We start from the raw sequence: 20022 nt of genomic DNA, 5'->3' as shown, positions 1-20022 counted from the left end.
CTAGCCACGTCGGCCCCAGCCACCTCGAGCCCCGCCACGGCTCAGCCCACCTCGAGCACGACGACGTCCGTGGGCTCGAGCGCGATCACCTCGCCGCGCACGACGCGCCGACCGCTGAGCAGGTCCGTGCCGTCGGCGTGCGCGTCTACCTCGACGCGCACGTCGCCGTGGTGCAGCAGGAACTCGTAGCGCCGGCCGTCGACCTCGCGCACCGCGTGCTCGACGCCGGGCGCGTCGGCGTACGGCCCGACCAGCCCGTGCCGCGCGAGCACGTGCCGGAGCACCAGGTCGAGCCCGTCCTGCTCGAGGCACGTGCCGAGGTACCACGCCTCACCTCGGCCGAACCGGTTCCGCGTCACCGCGGCCGTGCCCGCGTAGAAGTCGGCGCCGTACGTCCCGACGACCTCGGCGCCCTGGGGCAGCACGAGGTCGAACACCGTGTGCGAGCCGGTCACGAGCTCGTCGTCGCCGACGACGAGCCGGACCGGGTTCCGCACCTCGGGCGCCTGCGCGTCGGTCTCGTCGACCCGGATCCCGAGCAGGCGCGCGAGCGGCCCCGGCACGTCGGCCAGGAAGGCGTTGTCGTCCTCGTCCACACGACCGGACAGCACGGTGGTCACGACCGTGCCGCCCCGCTCGGCGACCGCCTCGAGCCGCTCGGCCAGGTCGCCCTTGACCATGTGCAGGAGCGGCGCGACGACCACGTCGTACCGCGTCAGGTCCGCGGTCACCGGCACGACGTCGACCTGCGCACCCGCCTCCCACAGCGCGCGGTGGTGGTCGATCACCGTGCGCTGGTACCGGAGGTTCCGGTTCGGGCCGTCCGAGATCTCGAGCGCCCACCACGAGTCCCAGTCGAAGAGCACGGCCACGCGGGCCGGGGTCCGGGCCCCGAGCGTCCGGTCGCCGAGCGCCTCGAGCTCCGCACCCAGCGCCGCGACCTCCCGGAACGACCGCGTGTCCGTCCGGCCCGCGTGGTCCAGCACCGCGCCGTGGTACTTCTCGCACGCACCGCGCGACTGGCGCATCTGGAAGAACAGGACGGCGTCGGCGCCGTGGGCGACGGCCTGCCAGGACCACAGCCGCATGACGCCCGGCCGCTTGACCGGGTTGACGTCGCGGCTCGCCGTGACGGTCGGCGTCTGCTCCATGAGCCAGAACGGCTGACCGTCCTTGAGCCCGCGCATGAGGTCGTGGGTCAGCGCCATGCGCGACGCCGACCGGTCGTCGGGCGGGTAGTTGTCCCAGGACGCGAGGTCCAGGTGCTCGGCCCACCGGTGGTAGTCGATCGGCCGGTACATGCCCATGAAGTTCGTCGTCACGGGCAGGTCGGAGTGCTGCCGGATCGCGTCCTTCTCCTCGCGGAAGGTGCGGAGCAGGTTGTCCGAGGTGAAGCGCAGGTAGTCGAGCGTGATGCCCTGGAACGCCGTGTGGTCCGGCCCGCGCCAGTGCTCCGACAGCGCGTTCGGCGGCACGACCTCGGCCCAGTCCGTGAACCGGTGCGACCAGAAGACGGCGTTCCAGGCGTCGTTCAGCCGGTCGAGCGTCCCGTACCGCTCGCGCAGCCAGATCCGGAACTCGGCGGCGCACAGGTCGCAGTAGCACGCGCCCCCGTACTCGTTGTTGACGTGCCAGGCGATGACGGCGGGGTGGTCCGCGAAGCGCTCCGCGACCCGGCCCGCGAGCGCGGCGGCGAGCCGCCGGTACGCCGGCGAGCTGGGGCACGCGTTGTGACGCTGCCCGTAGACGTGGCGCCGGCCCTCGAAGTCGGTGCGGCACACCTCGGGGTAGCGGTGCGCCAGCCACGGGGGAACGGCGCCCGTGCCGGTCGCGAGGCACACCTGGCGCCCCTCGGCCTGCGCGCGGTCGAGGATGCGCTCGAGGACGGTGAGGTCGTAGACCTCCTCGGCCGGCTGGGTCAGCGACCACACGAAGACGCCGACGGTGAGGGTGTCGATGCGCGCGAGGTCGAAGGCGCGGTGGTCCTCGTCCCACACCGGGTCGGGCCACTGCTCGGGGTTGTAGTCGCCGCCGTACGGGATGCGGGCGGTGGTCGGCAGCGTCGTCGGGTCGGTCGTCATCGGGTCGGTCGTCATCGGGTCGGTCGTCATCGAGCCTCGCCTCCGTAGCCGGGGATGCGTGCGTCGTCGAGCCAGGGCGGCGTCTCGTCGCGGACCACCTCGAGCTCGACGAGCGTCACCTCGTGCCGCTCGAGCGTGAGGTCGAGCCGCACGCGGCCCCCGCGCACGGGCACCGCGCCGTGCTCGACGGCGGGTCGCGACGCCTCCTCGAGCAGGTCGAGCCGGCGCAGGCCCGGGCTCGCGGGGCGGCCCATCCGGTTCCAGGCCGTCCAGGCGTTGCCCGCCTCCTCGTGCACGCGGTGGCGCACGACGAACGCGTCGCCGTCGCCCGCACCGACCGGCACGTCGAGCGCGACCGTGTGCGTCGGGGCACCGGGCGCGGCGCCGTCGACCGGCTGCCACGCGAGGACCTGCACCCGGCCGTCGTCGTGCCGCGTGACGAGGTGGTCCTCCCCACGCGCGAGCACCGCGTCGCCCAGGCGCGCCATGAACGCGTAGAGGTGGAAGGTCGGCTTGCGCAGCCCGCGGTGCGTCAGCAGGCCGAAGCCGCCGTGGAAGAACGACGTCGGCACGTCCTGCTCCTCGAAGACGTCGCAGAACGTCCAGTAGGAGAAGGAGTCGACGAGGTCGCCGCCCGCCGCGAGCACGGGGGCCAGGTAGGCGGCGTTGTACGCCGTGTCGTGCACCGGGTTGTCCGGCCGGTACGACGTGTTGAACTCCGTGATGTGCACCGGCAGGCCCGCGAGCGCGGTGCCGGCGAGGTGCTCGCGCGGCGCCGCGAACTGCTCGAGCAGGTGCTGCGGCGGGCGCAGGTCCTGGTAGGTCCCGAACGGCACGTGCTGCGCGGGTCCCGACGTGTACGCGTGGCGGCTGACGAAGTCGCACGGCACGTCCCGCGCGGTCACGAAGTCCGCGAACGGCGCCCACCACTCGTCGGACCCGGGCGAGATCGCCGGGCCGCCGACCTGGAGCGACGCGTCGACGTCCTTGACGGCGTGCGCCGTGACCTCGTAGAGGCGCAGGTACTCGGCCTGGTCGGCACCCTGCCAGAAGACGTCGAGGTTGGGCTCGTTCCAGACCTCGACCGGCCAGCGCCGCACCTCCTCGAGGCCGTACCGGTCCACCAGGTGGCGCAGGGTCGCGCGCACCAGGTCCGCCCACTCGTCGTACGACGTCGGCGGGGTGACGTTGCCCTTCCACCAGAAGACGGTCTGCTCCCCGGACGCGAGGCCGTCCGGCATGAAGCCGAGCTCGACGAAGGGCCGGATCCCGTGCCGCAGGTAGGTGTCGACGACCTGGTCGGCGTACGCGAACGAGTGCCGCACGTGCCGGGCGCCGTCGAGCGTGTACGGGCGGTGGATGCCCATGTCGTCGCTCAGCAGGCCGTGACCGCGCACGTACCGGAACCCGATCTCGCGCTGCGCCAGGGCGAGCGACTCGACGTAGTCGTGCCGCAGCGCGAGGTTGAGCCGGCCGGTGCCGACGCACTGGCGCCAGGCGGTGGTCAGGGTGCCGACGGGCTCGTCGGGAACGAGGTGCATGCCGTCCTCTCTCGGGGGTGTCCTACGGGGAGTCCTACGACGGTCGCGCCCCGGTACGACGGCGGCTCCGCACCCTCGGGCACGGAGCCGCCGTCGCGCTGCTGGGCGATCAGCCGGTCAGCCGGCGTTCTCCTCGAAGCGCTGCTGCGCCTGGTTCACGACCTCGAGGTACTGGGTCGCGCCCATGCCCTCGAGCTCGGCGACGTACGCGTCCCACTCGCTCAGCGGGCGCTGACCGAGGATGAAGCGCGCGGTGTTCTGGTAGACGTGGTCGCGGAGCGACGTCTGCCACAGCGAGACCTGCTCGCGCTCCAGCTCGTCGAGCGGGTAGGGCGGCTGCAGCGGAAGCGGCTCCTTGTCCGACATGGACTGGACCCACTCGACGACCTCGGGACGGAGCATCGACAGGTCGAGCTCCTCCGTCGAGCCGTGCTCGAGCATCCAGACGCCGTTGTGGAAGCCGAAGTCGACGTTGAGCTGCTTCGGTGCGCCGGGGTTGAGCCCGTTGATGTCGACGTCCGGCGCGAGCGTGCGCGTGCCGTCCTCGGCCTTCTCGTACGTCACGCCCTCGACGCCCCACTTGGCGAACTCGAGGCCCTCGTCCGAGTAGTACAGCCAGTCGATGAACTGCAGCATCGCCTGGAAGTGATCGCTCTCGGCGGCGCTCGCCGAGATCATCAGACCGTTGACCAGGCGCCCACCGGGCGCGAGGTTGTCGCCGGCCGGACCCGCCGGGAGGCGGATGAGGCGGACGTCGGCGTCCGTGCCGAGCTCCTCGAACGTCGTCCGGTAGCGCAGGATCTCCTGGTCGTTGGCGAGCATGCCGAACGCCTGGCCGGACCCGAGCTTCTGCTGGGCCTGGTCGTCGTCCTGCGTGACGGACTCGGGGTCGAGGAGGCCGTCCTCGACGAGACCGGCGTAGTACTCGATGAGGTCCCGGTAGCCGTCGGTGGCGCCGGTGTAGACGTACTCACCGGCCTCCTCGTCCCACCAGACGCCCTCGCCGAAGCCCCAGCCCGCAGCGGTGCCGAAGTTGGGCGCGGCCGCGTTGAGGGTCGCCTCGAGCGGGCCGTTGGTCGACCACCGGTCGGTCAGCGGGTACACGTCCGGGTAGGCCGCCTTGACCTTCTCGAGGTCCTCGCGGAAGTCGTCGAACGTCTCGGGCTCGTAGCTCAGGCCGAGCTCGTCCCAGATGTCCGTGCGGACCGCGTAGGTGTACTGCGGCCGCGGCGCCTCGCGGAGGCCCGGCAGGAGGTAGAACTTCCCGTCCTCCTGCTTGAGCAGGTTGTCGATATGCTCCTGGAGGCCCCAGTCCTCGACCTTCTGCCGGAAGTTCGGCATGTACTCGAGGTAGTCGCTCACCGGCAGGATCGCGCCGCCGGCGATGAAGGGGACCTCCTGGCCCGGGTAGGTGACCGAGATGATCTCGGGTGCGTCGCCGGCGCCGATGAGCAGGCCCTTGCGCTGGTCCCAGTCGCTCAGGGGCGCGCTGACGATGTCGAAGGAGACGTTGTGCTCCTGCTCGAGCGTCTCGAGGAGGAGCCAGTCCTCCTTGAGCGGGTAGTTGGGGTGGTCGCGGTAGAGCAGCGAGAACTCGACCGGCTCGGACGCCACGAACGTCGTGCCGACGTCGTAGTCCTCCATCGCACCGGTGGTCCCGCCGACCTCGGGCGCCTCGCTCTCGCCCCCCTCGGCGTCACCCCCGCCGCCGCAGGCGGCCAGGACCAGGGCGAGCGCCGCGGCGGACGCCGTGGTCGCCGTGACCCTCCTCCTCGTGGACATCATGATTCTCCTTCCGGTGGAACTCCGTCGTCCCCGACCGAGCCGGTCTGTGCGGGCTTTCTCAGGACTTCGTCACTGCTTGACCGAGCCGAGCATCACGCCCGACACGAAGTACTTCTGCAGGAACGGGTAGAGGGCGATGATCGGCAGCACCGTGAGCACCATGGTCACGGCCTGCACGTTCGAGGCGATCTGCGTGAGGTCCCCGCCGCCGCCGCCCTGGATGGAGTCGGCCGACGTCGCCGCGGCGAGCAGGTTCCGCAGGTAGACGGTCACGGGGTACAGGTCGCGGTCGTCGAGGTAGAGGAACGCCGAGAACCAGGAGTTCCAGAACGACACGGCGTAGAAGAGGACCATCGTCGCGATGACGGCCTTGCTCAGCGGCAGCACGATCTTGAAGAACACGCCGAACGTGCTCAGCCCGTCGATCGACGCGGCCTCCTCGAGCTCCTCGGGGAAGTTCTCGAAGAACGACTTCATGACGAGGAGGTTGAACACGCTGATCGCGTTCGGCAGCACGATCGCCCAGATCGTGTTCGTCATGTTGAGCCCGTTGATGAGCACGTAGTTCGGGACCAGGCCGCCGTTGAAGAACATCGTGAACACGGCGATGCCGATGAAGACGTTGCGCCCCTTGAGCGCGCGCTTTGAGATGGCGTACGCGAACGACGTCGTGAGCACCATGGAGATCGCGGTCGCGACGACCGTGTAGACGACGGTGTTCTGGTAGTTGCGCCAGAACAGCCGGTCCTCCATGACCACCTGGAAGGTCGTCAGGTTGAACCCGCGCGGGACCAGGTTGACCTGCCCCGAGTTGATGTACGCCTCGGAGCTGAAGGCCTGGGCGACCAGGTTCACGAAGGGGTACAGCGTCACGAACATGATCACCACGAGGGCCGCGGCGTTGAGCCACCGGAACACGGTGTAGCCGCGCGAGTCCTTGACGGTCCTCGGGACGTTCGGGCGGACCAGCCGCTCGGGCAGGTCGGTCACAGGTGTGGTCACCACAGGCTCGTCCCCACCAGTCGGCGCGAGATCGCGTTGGCGGACAGGATCAGGGTGAGGCCGATGAGGGCCTCGAACAGGCCGATGGCCGTCGCGTAGGAGAAGTTGCTCGAGACGATCCCGACCCGGTACAGGTACGTCGAGACGACGTCGGCCGTCGGGTAGAGGATCGGGTTGTAGAGCAGAAGGATCTTCTCGAAGCCCACCGCCATGAACGTGCCGATGTTGAGGATGAGCAGCACGACCATGGTCGGCCGGATGCCCGGCAGCGTGACGTGCCAGGTCTGCCGCCAGCGGTTGGCGCCGTCGATCCGCGCGGCCTCGTAGAGCTGCGGGTCGATCGTCGTGAGCGCGGCGAGGTAGAGGATCGTCCCCCACCCGACGGTCTGCCAGATCTCGGAGCTCACGTAGATCGTGCGGAACCAGTCCGCCCGCTGCATGAACGGGACGACGTCGCCGCCGAAGGACTCGATCAGCTGGTTGATCGTGCCGTTGACGCTCGTGAGCTGGAAGACGAGGCCGGCGACGATGACGACGGACATGAAGTGCGGCAGGTAGGAGACGGTCTGGACCAGCCGCTTGAACATCCGCGACCGCAGCTCGTTGAGCATGAGCGCGAGGATGATCGGCAGCGGGAAGACGATGATCAGCGTCAGCGCGCCCAGGACGATGGTGTTGCGGAAGACGTTCCAGAACGTCGGGTCGCTGATGAACATCTGCACGTAGTGCAGACCCACCCACTCCTCGCCGAAGATGCTCCCGCCCGGCCGGAAGCGGCGGAACGCGATGACGTTCCCGGCCATCGGCAGGTACCGGAAGATGATGAAGAAGATCAGCGGCAGGACGACGAACGAGTACAGCTGCCAGTCGCGCCGCAGCGCCTGCGCCCAGCTGCGGCCTCCCCCGGTGCCCTTGCGGCGGCGGCGCGCCTCCCGGACCGCGACCGCGGCCTCGGGCGGGACCGTCGCCTGGCCCGACGTCGTCGCGCTCACGGGAGCACCTCCAGCTCGGTCCGGAACCGGCGGTCGTGGCCGACCTGCCGCTCGCCGCCGACGAGCTCGAACGGCAGCTCGGTGTGGACGTCGGCGCTCGACCGGGCGACGCGCAGCGTGACCGCGCCGGGCTCGACGACGCGCACGCCCGCGAGACCCGTGAACGACGCGAGGTCGGCGGGCACGGTGAGGCGCAGCCGCGCCGAGGCGCCCGGCTCGAGCTCGACCCGCGCGTAGCCGACGAGCCGCTGCACGGGCTGGACCACCTGCGCGGCGACGTCGTGCAGGTACACCTGGACGACGTCGGCCCCCGCCCGGTCCCCCGTGTTCGTCACGGTGAGCTCGACGACGGCGTCACCGTCGACGTCCCAGCGCGGGCCCGAGCCCGTCACGTCCGTCCACTCGAAGGTCGTGTAGCCGAGCCCGTGGCCGAAGCCGAAGAGCGGCGTCGGGTCGACGTTCGAGACGCCGCTCCGACGCGCGAGCGGTGCCGCGAGGTAGGTGCCCGGCTGACCGCCGGCGTCGCGCGGCATGCTCACGGGCAGCCGGCCCGACGGGTTCGTGGCGCCGGTGAGGACCTCGGCGACGGCCTGGCCGCCGCGCTGGCCGGGGAAGAAGGCCTGCACCACGGCCGCGGCGTCGTCGGCCAGGTCGCCGAGCGCGTACGGCCGGCCCGTGAGCAGCACGAGCACGACCGGCGTGCCGGTGTCGAGCACCGCGCGCACGAGGTCCGCCTGGACGCCCGGGAGCCTGAGGTCGGTGGCGTCGCAGCCCTCGCCGGAGGTCCCGCGGCCGAAGAGGCCGGCGCGGTCGCCGACGGCGACGACGCACACGTCGGCCGCGCGGGCCGCCTCGACCGCCGCCGCGAAGCCCGAGCGGTCGTCGCCCGTGATGTCGGCGCCGCGCACGTGCGCGACGTCGCCGTCGCGCCCGGTGCGCTGCCGGCGCTCCGTGAGGGCGGTGAGGACCGACGGGATGTCGATGCCCATCGCGTGGTCGGGGTGGCGCACGCCGACGTGGGCCGGGAACGAGTAGCAGCCGAGCATGCCCATCGGGTCGTCCGCGAGCGGGCCGACGACGGCGACGCGTGCGTCCGGCCGCAGCGGGAGCGTGCCGTCGTTCGTGAGCAGGACGACCGACCGACGCGCCAGCTCGAGCGCGGTCGCCCGGCGCTCGTCGTCGTCGAGGCGCACGTCCTCGAGGCCCTCGGGCAGCGGCTGCCAGTCGGCGTCGAGCAGGCCGAGCTCGCACTTCTGCGTGAGCACGCGGCGCAGCGCCCGGTCCACGAGCGCCTCGGGCACGTCACCCGAGCGGATCGCGGCGACCAGCGGGGCGCCGTAGGCGTGGATGCTCGGGAGCTCGACGTCGACGCCCGCCGTCAGGGCGAGCCGGGCCGCGGCGCCGAGGTCCGGCGCGACCGCGTGCAGCGTGTGGAGGAAGGCGATGCCGAAGTAGTCCGCGACGACCGTGCCGTCGAAGCCCCACGCGTCGCGGAGCACGTCCGTGAGGAGGCGGACGTCGGCCGCCGAGGGCACGCCGTCGACGTCGGCGTAGGAGTGCATGACGGACCGCGCGCCGCCCTCGCGCAGCGCCGCCTCGAACGGCGGGAGCACGACGTCGGCGAGCTCGCGCGGTCCCATCGGGACCGGGGCGAGGTTGCGGCCGGCGCGCGACGCCGAGTAGCCGGCGAAGTGCTTGAGGGTCGCGACGACCCCCGAGCGCTCGAGCCCGCGCACGTACGCGGCACCGACGGTGCCGACGAGGTACGGGTCCTCGCCGATCGTCTCCTCGGTGCGGCCCCAGCGGTAGTCGCGTGCGACGTCGAGGACGGGCGCGAGCCCCTGGTGGACGCCCACGGCGCGCATCGAGCGGCCGATCTGCTCGGCCATCTCCTCGACCAGGTCGGGGGAGAACGCGGCGCCCCACGAGAGCGGCACGGGGTACGCCGTCGCCTGCCAGGCGGCGAAGCCGGCGAGGCACTCCTCGTGGACCTGCGCCGGGATCCCGAAGCGGTTGGCGGCCGCGACCTGAGCCTGCGACCGCGCGAGGGACCGGGCGCCGAGTGCCGGGTCCACCGGCGCGGTGCCGAACGGGCGGGTCAGCTGGCCGAGGCCGTCGCGGATGATGTCGTCCCAGGCCGGGACGTCCGCCGTCATGTCGGACTGGTGGGGCGCCACGTCGCCGCCCGACGCGTCCGCGCCGACCCAGAGGCCGACGAGCTGCGAGAGCTTCTCCTCGAGGGTCATGGCGCGGACGAGGTGCTCGACCCGGTCGGCCACGGGGAGCGACGCGTCCTGCCACGGGCGGGCGTCCGAGGCGACCGGAGCTGCGCCCGACGGCTCCACGGGCTCCGGGCCGCCGTCGAGCAGCGGACCCGCCCCGCGTGCTGATCTCTCCATCGAGCAATCCCCCACTCACGTCTTCCGGCCACGACCTCGTGGTCCGAAATTTTCGACCTCGGCGTCGATATGAGCGAGACCGTAAGCAGTGGGTGTGACGAGCGTCAAGGAGTTCCCGCACATCGAGGGATGCGCTTTCCCCCGCACGGCCCGTTCGTGCGGGCGGCCGCGACAACTCATGGCAACCGGTCGACCCCTTTCGCGGCCCGTCGAAACGTTGCTACTTTCCGAGCAGAAACTTGCGCCGGACGACGTCGTCCCGCGCCGGCTCTCCCCGCGTCCTCCGCGGGTCGAGCCGCTCGACCACCGAGGGCGGGGCGATGACCGGCACGGGCACGACCGGGACGGGCACCACGAGCGCCCCGAGCACTCCCAGCACCTCGCGCGCGACGATCGCCGCGATCGCGGCCGAGCTCGGCGTCTCGGTGCCCACGGTCTCGAAGGTGCTCAACGGGCGCCCCGACGTCTCCCCCGCGACCCGCGCGCGGGTCGAGGAGAGCATCGCGCGGCACGGCTACCAGCGCCGACGCAGCGCGACCGGCACCACGTCACGGCCGCGCCTGCTCGACCTCGTGTTCCACGAGCACGGCGCCCCGTGGGCGGTCGAGATCATCAAGGGTGTCGAGGAGGTGGCGGGCCCGGCGCGCGTGGGCGTCGTGCTGTCCGAGCTCGGCGGCGCGCACCGGCCCCGGCAGGAGTGGCTCGACGACGTCCTCGCCCGCCGGCCGATCGGCATGATCTTCGTCCTGTCCGACCTGGACCCCGCGCAGCGGCAGCAGCTCGAGACGCGGTCGATCCCGTTCGCCGTCGTCGACACGGCCGGCGAGCCGCCCGCCGGCGTCCCGACCGTGGGCTCCGCGAACTGGAACGGCGGGCTGGCGGCGACGCGGCACCTCGTCGAGCTCGGCCACCGGCGCATCGCCGTGATCTCGGGGCCGGCGGACGTCCTGTGCAGCCGCGCGCGCATCGACGGGTACCGCAGCGCGCACGACGAGGCCGGCCTCGCCGTCGACCGTGCGCTCGTGCGGTACGGCAACTTCTTCGTCGACGGCGGCTACGAGCACGGCCTCGACCTGCTGCGCGGGCCGGACCGACCCACCGCCGTCTTCGCCGGGAGCGACTACCAGGCGCTCGGGGTGCTGCGAGCCGCGCGCGAGCTCGGGCTGCGGGTGCCCGAGGACCTGTCGGTCGTCGGCTACGACGACCTGCCCGTCACGCAGTGGATCGGCCCCGCCCTGACGACCGTGCGTCAGCCGTTGCGCGAGATGGCGAGCACCGCGACCCGCATGGTGCTCGACCTCGCCGAGGGCCGCCCGCCGACGAACCTGCAGATCGACCTCGCGACCGAGCTCGTCGTCCGCGAGAGCACCGCACCACCGCCCCGCTGATCCGCACGCCGCACACCGCACGCCGCACCAGCACGCAGCACGCCGCACGCCGCACTCCGCACGCAGCACGCCGCACGCAGCACGCCGCGCGCCGCACGCCGCAAGCCCCAAGCCGCAAGCCCCAAGCCGCAAGCCGCAAGCCGCACGCCGCACGCCGCGGACCCCACCGCCGCCCGTCGAACCCGCACACCGAGGACGTCCCGCCGCCCACCCACTCGCCGTGATCCCGCAGCCCGATCCCGCAGCTGATGCACGGTGCCGAGACCGCGACCACGACCACGACCCACCCGACGACCGGAGCCGCACAGCCATGGCCTTGTTCGACCTTCCTCTCCCCCAGCTCGAGACGTACCGACCGCCGATCGAGGAGCCCGAGGGGCTCGACGCCTTCTGGGCCGACCGCCTCACCGAGGCCCGGCGCACGGACGTGCTGGTCGACTGCCGGCCGGTCGACACCGGCCTCGCGACGGTGCGCACGTGGGACCTCACCTTCGCCGGGGCGCACGGGCATCCGATCCGCGCCTGGTACTCCCGCCCGGCCGCCGCCGACGTCGCGCTACCGGCCGTCGTGGAGTACCTCGGCTACGGCCGCGGGCGCGGCCTCCCCCAGGAACGCCTGACCTGGGCTTCCGCGGGCTACGCGCACCTGCTCATGGACTCGCGCGGCCAGGGGAGCCAGTACGGGTCCGGCGGCGACACGGCCGACCCCGTCGGCTCCGGCCCGGCCGTCCCCGGCGTCGTGACGCGCGGCATCGACGACCCCGCGGGCTACTACTACGTGCGGCTCCTCACGGACGCGGTCCGTGCCGTCGATGCCGTCAGGGCGCTCGAGGGAGTCGACAGCGACCGCGTCGCCGTCGTGGGCAACAGCCAGGGCGGCGGCCTGGCGCTCGGAGCCGCAGGACTGGTGCCGGACCTGACGGCGGCGCTCGTCAGCCAGCCGTTCCTGTGCCACGTCCGCCGCGCCGTCGGCCTGACGGACGCCGATCCGTACGCCGAGGTGGTGCGCTACCTCGCCGTCCACCGCGGCGCCGAGGAGCGGGTGCTGCGGACGCTCGACCACGTCGACGGCATGCACCTCGGGCGACGCGCGCGTGCGGCGACCCTGTTCTCCGTGGGTCTGCGCGACACCATCTGCCCGCCGTCGACCGTCTTCGCGGCCTACAACCACTACGGCGACCTGTCCGACGGCGCGCCCGAGCGCGAGATCGCCGTGTACCCCTTCAACCACCACGAGGGCGGCGAGGCCGCGCACGTCGACCGCCAGCTCCGCTGGCTCCGCCCTCGCATGCCCGCGACGACGTGACGAGCTGACGCGGCGGACCCCGCGAGCGTCGATGAGTCGTCCACGGGACGGTACGAGGTCGTCCCACTGGGCGCGGTCGCCACTGGACCTGCTGTACCGGAGCGAACCTGCTGTACCGGAGGCGCCGATCAGCGCACCGCCGACCGGTGCTGGCCCGCTCCGTCAGAAGGGTGGTGGTGGGTAGAGGTCGATGCTGATGCCCTCGGGTGGTGGTGGTGCCGGGGGCGGGATCGGTGGGTCGTGGGCGGGTGGTCGGTCGTGGCGCTGGCCGGTGGGTGAGGTCCAGCGGGTCGTGCCGTCCTCGCGGCGCTCGGGCGTCCATCCGGCGTGGGTCTTGGCGCGGTGGTGGTGGCGGCACAGCGCGTGGAGGTTGTCGATCCGCGTCTGGTGCGGGCCGCGTGCTTCGCCGCCGCCGCTTCCGTGCCCTCCGGGGCCATCGCCTTCCTCAGCCGCCTCGGCGCCCGGGCGGCGGGCCTCGACGTAGGGGTTGATGTGGTCGATATCGCAACGGGCCGCGGGGACGCGGCAGCCGGGGAAGGTGCAGGTGCGGTCGCGTGCGACGACCGCGTCGCGCAGCCCCTGGGTGGGGGCGTAGCGGCGGGTCGAGCGCGCGATCGGCTCGCCGGTCCAGGCGTCGGTGAGCAGGGGTTCCCAGGTCGAGCGGGCCGCGATCCGCCGCACCATGCCCGGCGGGATCGGCCCGTACCCCGCCAGGTCACCCGGCTCGTCGCTGAGTCCCAGCAGGGTCGCCGCAGACGCCGTCACCGCCAGGTGTGGGCGGCGCCATTGGCGCAGGGTCAGCGGGGTCCCGTCAGGGTGGGTGCCGGCGTCCAACCAGCGGGTCGTCACGTCCACCAGGGCGTCGGCGCGACGCTGATCCAGCGTCCGTTCGTCGCCGGGGGCGGCGTCACCGGCCAGGGCGGTCAGGCTGGTGTGGATCGCGACCGCGTCATCGGCCGGCAGGTAGGCACTGAGCCAGGCCATCGCATCGGGTGCCGGCGTCAGCTCCACGTGCCGCTCGGTGCACGCCCGCTCATGACGCACCCGGGCACCGTCCGGGTCACGCAGCAGCTCCATCCGCCGCAACCGCGCGCGCAGCTGCGGCGCCGTGCAGGTCGCCGCGACGGGCAGCACCGCCTCGACCACCCGCTCGGCGACGTCGTCGTCCAACCGGATCAGCTCATCGGCCAGCACCATCGCCTTACGCACATCAAGCTCACCACGGGCCAACGCGTCCGCCGCCGCCGGCACCCGGTCCAAGCTGATCGCCAGGCCGACCTTGCCCTCAGCCACCGCCCGCGTCGTGCCCAGGCGCACCGCGATCTCATCCGCGGCCGAGGACCCCGGCGCCCGACGCCGACCGGCCAGCTCTGCAACCGCCCGCGCCTGACCAGCGGCGACCCACGACGCCAGCCGCTCCCACGCACCCGCCGCCTCCACCAACGCGGCCTCATCCAGGTCCGCCGGCTCCAACGAAGCCAGCCGCGCCGCCAGCTCAGGCCCGGGACGCGCGTCCTCCAGCTCGGCCGCCACACGGTGACGCACCGACCACAACCACTGATCCCAGAAGTCCGCCACCGCCGCGCCCTCCAGCGCCGCGTCCTCGCGCACGGCGTCGTCGGACCCGGTGCCGGGGCCGACGTCGTACGCGGTGGTGGACATATCGGCACACTACGGGCGACCACTGACACGACTTGCGGCGAGGGCGGAGCGCTACCGGACGGCGTGGCCCGACTGCGTCGACGCACCGGGCATTGCGCACCGGGCGACCACGACCGCCGCCACAGGGGGCTCGACGTGCGAGCGCGCGCTGGACGGGGGCGCATGCCACGACGACCCACGCATGGGGCCGACCACGCTGCTCCACACCACGGGAGTCCACGGGTGACCACGCATCCGACCCCGCGACCGCCTCGACGACCCACGCACACGGCCGAGCCGGCCGCCGCCTCGCGACGAGCGCCGCGAGGAGCGCCACGGCTGACCGCGCGCGACGGCGAGAGCTTCGATCACTCATGCACCGCTACCGCTCCTCGCCGCGATCAGGCGGGCTCGAAGAACCTACGACCCCTCTCCACGGAGCGGCCGGCTTCGACCTCCCCGAGGGTCCATGGTCGCCCGGAGTAGTCGTCGAGGGCCACGCCTCCCCCGGCGAGGACCGCCCGCAGCAGCATGAGGACTTCGGCGTGACCAGGAACACGGCCGGACGCGTCCGCGATCACGGCCCACGTCGGCACCGCACCGGTCGCGGCGGCCAGCGCCATGACGTCGTCGTACAGCCAGTCCGCGTAGAGACCCTCGGCCTGGGTCTCGATGCGCGCCCAGAGGACGTCCTCGACGTGCCATGCACCGTCGGCCGCCCGCGCGCCGATGGCGTCGAGGGCCGCTTCGGCGTCAGCCCGCCGCCCGCTCGGGAACGCGAACACGCTCCTCATCCCTGCCTCCTGGACGTCGTCGCCGCTCGCGGCACCGTAGCGGTCCCCGCCCACGCCGCACGGGCGTCCACAAGGCCACCGGGACTGGCCGACCCGCCTTGCATCGCAGGCACCGCGATGCACGGCAGTCACCGCAATGCCCCCACGCGACGCGACCGCCCCCACGCACGACGACGCCCCGCCCGGTTCACCGGGCGGGGCGTCGCGTTCAGGCTGCAGCCGAGGTCAGGAGGCCTGGCCCTCGTCCGTCGTCGTGAGCGGCGGCATCGAGGAGACGGCGACGCCCACGGGCTCGACGTCGTCCTGGATCGCGCCCTTCTTGCCGATCCCGCGGAACTCGAACTCCCCGAGCAGGCCCTCGCCGTGGGCGTCCACGACGACCGTCTGACCGGCGCGCAGCTCCCCGAACAGGATCTTCTCGGACAGGACGTCCTCGATCTCGCGCTGGATCGCACGGCGCAGCGGCCGGGCACCGAGCACCGGGTCGTAGCCCTTCTCGGCGAGCAGCTGCTTGGCCGCGGGCGTGAGCTCGAGACCCATGTCCTTGTCGCGCAGCCGCTGCGCGAGCTTGGCGATCATCAGGTCGACGATCTGGATGATCTCCTCCTGCGACAGCTGCGGGAAGACGACCACGTCGTCGACGCGGTTGAGGAACTCGGGCCGGAAGTGCTGCTTGAGCTCGTCCCCGACCTTCGCCTTCATCCGCTCGTAGGACGTCGACAGGTCGCCGCCGGCCTGGAAGCCGGTCTGCAGACCCTTGGCGATGTCCCGCGTGCCGAGGTTCGTGGTCATGATGATCACGGTGTTCTTGAAGTCGACCACCCGGCCCTGCGAGTCGGTCAGGCGACCGTCCTCGAGGATCTGCAGCAGCGAGTTGAAGATGTCCGCGTGCGCCTTCTCGACCTCGTCGAAGAGGACCACGGAGAACGGCCGACGACGCACCTTCTCGGTGAGCTGGCCGCCCTCGTCGTACCCGACGTAGCCGGGGGGCGAGCCGAACAGCCGCGAGACCGTGTGCTTCTCGGAGAACTCGCTCATGTCGAGCTGGATGAGCGCGTCCTCGTCGCCGAACAGGAACTCGGCGAGCGTCTTGGCGAGCTCCGTCTTCCCGACGCCCGTGGGCCCCGCGAAGATGAACGACCCACCCGGGCGCTTCGGGTCCTTGAGGCCCGCACGCGTACGACGGATCGCCTGGGCGAGCGCCTTGACGGCCTCCTCCTGGCCGATGACCCGCTTGCCGAGCTCCTCCTCCATGTGGAGCAGCCGGCTCGACTCCTCCTCGGTGAGCTTGAAGACGGGGATGCCGGTCGCGAGCGCCAGCACCTCGGCGATGAGCTCCTCGTCGACCTCGGCGACCGTGTCGAGGTCGCCCGACTTCCAGGCCTTCTCCTTCTCGGCCCGCTGGAGCCCGAGCTGCTTCTCGACGTCGCGCAGGCGCGCGGCCTTCTCGAAGTCCTGCTCGTCGATCGCCGACTCCTTGTCGCGACGCGCCTCGGCGATCTTCTCGTCGAGGTCACGCAGCTCCGGCGGGGCCGTCATGCGACGGATCCGCAGGCGCGCGCCGGCCTCGTCGATCAGGTCGATCGCCTTGTCCGGCAGGAAGCGGTCGTTGACGTAGCGGTCGGCGAGCGTCGCCGCAGCCACGAGCGCGCTGTCGGTGATCGACACGCGGTGGTGCGCCTCGTACCGGTCGCGCAGACCCTTGAGGATCTCGATCGCGTGCTGGAGGTTCGGCTCCGCGACCTGGATCGGCTGGAACCGGCGCTCGAGCGCGGCGTCCTTCTCGACGTGCTTGCGGTACTCCTCGAGCGTCGTCGCGCCGATCGTCTGGAGCTCGCCGCGAGCGAGCATCGGCTTGAGGATGCTCGCCGCGTCGATCGCACCCTCGGCGGCACCCGCGCCGACGAGCGTGTGGATCTCGTCGATGAACAGGATGATGTCGCCGCGCGTGCGGATCTCCTTGAGGACCTTCTTCAGGCGCTCCTCGAAGTCACCGCGGTAGCGCGAGCCGGCCACGAGCGCGCCGAGGTCGAGCGTGTAGAGCTGCTTGTCCTTGAGCGTCTCGGGGACGTCGCCGCGCACGATGTCCTGGGCGAGGCCCTCGACGACGGCCGTCTTGCCGACGCCCGGCTCGCCGATGAGCACCGGGTTGTTCTTGGTGCGGCGGGACAGCACCTGCATGACCCGCTCGATCTCCTTGTCGCGACCGATGACCGGGTCGAGCTTGCCCTCGCGCGCCGCCTGCGTGAGGTTGCGGCCGAACTGGTCCAGCACCGCGGAGCCCGAGGGCTGCCCCTCCTGGGGACCGCCGGCCGAGACCGGCTCCTTGCCCTGGTAGCCCGAGAGCAGCTGGATGACCTGCTGGCGCACGCGGTTGAGGTCGGCGCCGAGCTTGTTCAGCACCTGGGCGGCGACGCCCTCGCCCTCGCGGATGAGGCCGAGGAGGATGTGCTCGGTGCCGATGTAGTTGTGGCCGAGCTGGAGCGCCTCGCGCAGCGACAGCTCGAGCACCTTCTTGGCACGCGGCGTGAAGGGGATGTGGCCCGACGGCGCCTGCTGACCCTCGCCGATGATCTCCTGCACCTGCTGACGCACCGCGTCGAGCGAGATGCCGAGCGACTCGAGCGCCTTGGCGGCGACGCCCTCACCCTCGTGGATGAGGCCGAGCAGGATGTGCTCGGTCCCGATGTAGTTGTGGTTGAGCATCCGCGCCTCTTCCTGGGCGAGGACGACAACACGGCGGGCTCGGTCCGTGAATCTCTCGAACATCTGGCACTCCTTGCGACGGCGTCCTGCAAGGCTAACCGCGCGCCTCCCGCCCGGCTCCCGTGTTCGCCGCAGGCGTGACGACGGCGCCGACGCCGGCCCCCCGACCCGCTCCCCGACCGGCACCGACCACCTGCTCGAGGAACACCTCGACGCCGTCGACCACCGCCTCGAACCGGAACGAGCGCAGCAGGTCGAACCCGTGCTGGGCGCCGGGGAGCTCCGCCAGCACGACGGGTGCGCGGGACACGGCACGCAGGCGCTCGACGAACCGTCGCTGGTCGGCCGCCACCACGAGCGTGTCGCGCGCGCCGTGCGCGACGAAGAACGGCGGCGCGCCGGGCGCGACGGCGTCCGTGGGCGACCAGGTGCGCCCGCCCCCCGACACGGGGCCCGGGTAGCCGTACAGGGAGACGACGGCCGCCACGGACGTGTCCGCGTGCTCGAAGCCCGGCTGGAGCGCGGCGTCGCCCGCCGTGAGCGCCGCGAGCGCCGCGAGGTGCCCGCCCGCGGAGCTGCCCGCGAGCACGACGCGCGCCCCGTCGGCACCGTGCTCGTCCGCGTGCTCGCGTGCCCACGCGACGACGCGCTTGGTGTCGACCAGCGGGTCCGGGAACGCCGCACCGGGCGCGAGCCGGTAGCTCGCGCTGATGCAGAGCCAGCCGCGCGCGGCCATGCGGTGCAGGAGCGCGCGGGCCTCGCGGCTGCGACCGCCGCTGAAGAAGCCCCCGCCGTGCAGGTGGACCAGCACGGGGCCCGACGCACCCGCGCGCAGCCGGTAGAGGTCCATCCGGTTGCGGCGGCCGCCGTCCCCGTAGGCGACCCCACGGATGCGCCGCACGCTCCACGGCCGCACGGGCAGCGGTGCGACCCAGCGCAGCCACGACGGCCGCGACGGCGTCCGGCCTCCGGCCCCGAGGCCCTCCTCGAGGGCGCGCGCGACGACGTCGGGTGCTCGGCTCGCGCCGACGGTCAGGACTCCCAGTCCGACGCACGTCAGAGCGGCGAGCCCGACGCCGAGCCCGCCGACCGGGGTGGTCAGCCCGCCCTCGGTCGCCGCGAGCGCCGTCGCCGCGGCGAGCCACAGGGCTGCGAGCACGGGGACCTCGGCCACGACGACGGAGAGCAGGTAGCTGAGCCGCACCGGTGACGAGCGCGACGGGAGCGGGAGCGCCACCGCGGCGCCGGTCGCCACGGCGACGGCGGCGACGGTGAGCAGGTAGCCGAACGGGTCGTCCATGGGGTCCTCCTCGAAAGGGTCGGTCGGAAGCGGGGTCGGTCGGATGTGGGGTCGGTCGGACCCCGGGTCGGTCCCGCAGCGCGCCGCGGCTGCGATGGGCGCCCGCCGGTCGATCCCCACGGTCCCCTCGGCGCGACGCGTCGGGCATCGGCCGGACGACGAGCGCCCTGCGACCTCCGTCGCGGTCGCGCGCGACCTCCGTCGCGGTCACCTCCGACCTTCGTCGCGGTCGGGCCCGACCTTCGTCGGTACGAGCGCGGACGGGCTCTGCCTACGCTGGGCCGGGTGACAGAGCCGAGGCGGACGGCGCACGCGCCACGCCCGACGACGCCCCGCCGACGCACGTGGTCGCCGGCTGCGCCGGGAGGACGCTGGGGTCTCGCCACGGCGGCCGGGACCGCGATCACGGTGGCGGGGCTCGCGGTGCTCAGCGCGCTCGCGCTCCTCGGCGAGCTCGCGGCGGGGCCGCCCGGCCGCACGGTCGCGGCCGACGTCGTCGTCGCCCTCGCCTGCCTCGTCGTCGTCCCGCTGCTCCGCCGACGCCCCACGGCCGTGACCGTCGCCCTGACCCTCGCGGCGGCCGCGTCGCCGCTCGCCACGCCTGCCGCCACGTTCGCCGTGCTCCACGCCGCGCGGACAGGGCCGTTCGGCCGCGCGGCCGCCCTCGCCGCCCTCGGCGCCGCCGCGCACGTCGTGCGCGGGCTCTGGCGTCCGATGCCGGGTCTGCCGCTCGGGTGGTGGGTTGTGCTCGTCGTCCTGACCCACGCCGCGCTGCTCGGCTGGGGTGCCCTCGCGCAGGCGCGCGAGGAGGTGCTGCGCCAGCTGGCCGACCGCGCACGCCGGGCAGAGGCGGACAGGGACCGGGTGGTCCGCGACGCACGCGCCGAGGAGCGGGCGCGGATCGCGCGGGAGATGCACGACTCGCTCGCGCACCGCCTGTCGCTCGTCGCGACGTACGCCGGGGCCCTCGAGCAGCGGCCTGACGCCACGCCCCAGGAGCGCGCGACGGCCGCCGGCGTCGTGCGCGCGGGCGTGCGCCAGGCGCTCGACGAGCTGCGCGAGGTGGTGGGCGTGCTGCGCGCGGACC

The 20022-nt window shown here is 72.9% G+C and carries 14 protein-coding genes; 3 read left to right on the top strand and 11 right to left on the bottom strand.

The window, feature by feature from the left end:
- Positions 1 to 41: 41 nt before the first annotated feature.
- The 7 genes from ICW40_RS02320 to ICW40_RS21360 all read right to left on the bottom strand — a co-directional run bounded on the left by ICW40_RS02320 (position 42) and on the right by ICW40_RS21360 (position 10233).
- Entirely contained in the window at positions 42 to 2111 is a 2070-nt protein-coding gene (locus ICW40_RS02320; protein ID WP_260458670.1) for a beta-galactosidase, read from the bottom strand.
- Positions 2108 to 3622, bottom strand: a complete 1515-nt coding sequence (locus ICW40_RS02315) for a GH39 family glycosyl hydrolase (RefSeq protein WP_221652217.1) — start codon at positions 3620 to 3622, stop codon at positions 2108 to 2110. The genes ICW40_RS02320 and ICW40_RS02315 overlap by 4 nt, the downstream gene beginning before the upstream one ends.
- 117 nt (positions 3623 to 3739) lie before the next feature.
- Positions 3740 to 5404: an ABC transporter substrate-binding protein gene (locus ICW40_RS02310; RefSeq protein ID WP_308121582.1), complete on the bottom strand. Its 1665-nt coding sequence runs from the start codon at positions 5402 to 5404 to the stop codon at positions 3740 to 3742.
- 72 nt (positions 5405 to 5476) lie between these two features.
- Positions 5477 to 6412, bottom strand: a complete 936-nt coding sequence (locus tag ICW40_RS02305) for a carbohydrate ABC transporter permease (protein ID WP_308121581.1) — start codon at positions 6410 to 6412, stop codon at positions 5477 to 5479.
- Positions 6406 to 7401 carry an ABC transporter permease gene (locus tag ICW40_RS02300; RefSeq protein ID WP_221652215.1) on the bottom strand — a complete coding sequence of 332 codons (996 nt, stop codon included), beginning with the start codon at positions 7399 to 7401 and terminating at the stop codon, positions 6406 to 6408. The genes ICW40_RS02305 and ICW40_RS02300 overlap by 7 nt, the downstream gene beginning before the upstream one ends.
- Positions 7398 to 9800 (bottom strand): beta-xylosidase/alpha-l-arabinosidase, encoded by a 2403-nt coding sequence (locus ICW40_RS02295; protein ID WP_221652214.1) that lies wholly within the window; start codon positions 9798 to 9800, stop codon positions 7398 to 7400. The genes ICW40_RS02300 and ICW40_RS02295 overlap by 4 nt, the downstream gene beginning before the upstream one ends.
- Before the next feature lie 220 nt (positions 9801 to 10020).
- Positions 10021 to 10233 carry a hypothetical protein gene (locus ICW40_RS21360; protein WP_308121580.1) on the bottom strand — a complete coding sequence of 71 codons (213 nt, stop codon included), beginning with the start codon at positions 10231 to 10233 and terminating at the stop codon, positions 10021 to 10023.
- Between ICW40_RS21360 and ICW40_RS02290 the strand changes: the two genes are divergently transcribed.
- Together ICW40_RS02290 and ICW40_RS02285 are read left to right on the top strand one after the other, a co-directional pair.
- Entirely contained in the window at positions 10226 to 11188 is a 963-nt protein-coding gene (locus ICW40_RS02290; RefSeq protein WP_308121579.1) for a LacI family DNA-binding transcriptional regulator, read from the top strand. The genes ICW40_RS21360 and ICW40_RS02290 overlap by 8 nt on opposite strands.
- 310 nt (positions 11189 to 11498) lie before the next feature.
- The gene (locus tag ICW40_RS02285; protein ID WP_221652212.1) at positions 11499 to 12494 is read left to right on the top strand and encodes an acetylxylan esterase; all 996 of its coding nucleotides are present in this window, start codon (positions 11499 to 11501) and stop codon (positions 12492 to 12494) included.
- A gap of 162 nt (positions 12495 to 12656) precedes the next feature.
- Here the strand turns inward: ICW40_RS02285 and ICW40_RS02280 are convergent, their stop codons facing one another.
- From ICW40_RS02280 to ICW40_RS02265, 4 genes are all read right to left on the bottom strand, one after another.
- Positions 12657 to 14105 (bottom strand): HNH endonuclease signature motif containing protein, encoded by a 1449-nt coding sequence (locus ICW40_RS02280; protein WP_221652211.1) that lies wholly within the window; start codon positions 14103 to 14105, stop codon positions 12657 to 12659.
- 431 nt (positions 14106 to 14536) lie between these two features.
- On the bottom strand, positions 14537 to 14929 hold the full coding sequence (locus ICW40_RS02275) for a hypothetical protein (RefSeq protein ID WP_221652210.1): 393 nt from the start codon (positions 14927 to 14929) through the stop codon (positions 14537 to 14539).
- Between the two features lie 225 nt (positions 14930 to 15154).
- Positions 15155 to 17698 carry an ATP-dependent Clp protease ATP-binding subunit gene (locus ICW40_RS02270; protein WP_221652209.1) on the bottom strand — a complete coding sequence of 848 codons (2544 nt, stop codon included), beginning with the start codon at positions 17696 to 17698 and terminating at the stop codon, positions 15155 to 15157.
- A 31-nt stretch (positions 17699 to 17729) separates the two neighbouring features.
- Positions 17730 to 18935 (bottom strand): alpha/beta hydrolase, encoded by a 1206-nt coding sequence (locus ICW40_RS02265; RefSeq protein WP_221652208.1) that lies wholly within the window; start codon positions 18933 to 18935, stop codon positions 17730 to 17732.
- Positions 18936 to 19220: 285 nt separating this feature from the next.
- Between ICW40_RS02265 and ICW40_RS21355 the strand changes: the two genes are divergently transcribed.
- The coding region (locus tag ICW40_RS21355; RefSeq protein WP_308121578.1) for a sensor histidine kinase at positions 19221 to 20022 on the top strand (802 nt) is incomplete at its 3' end.

It is taken from the genome of Actinotalea ferrariae, from assembly GCF_019733465.1.
In the GTDB taxonomy this organism is placed as follows: Bacteria; Actinomycetota; Actinomycetes; order Actinomycetales; family Cellulomonadaceae; genus Actinotalea; species Actinotalea ferrariae_A.
This window is presented reverse-complemented; position numbering and strand designations above follow the sequence as displayed.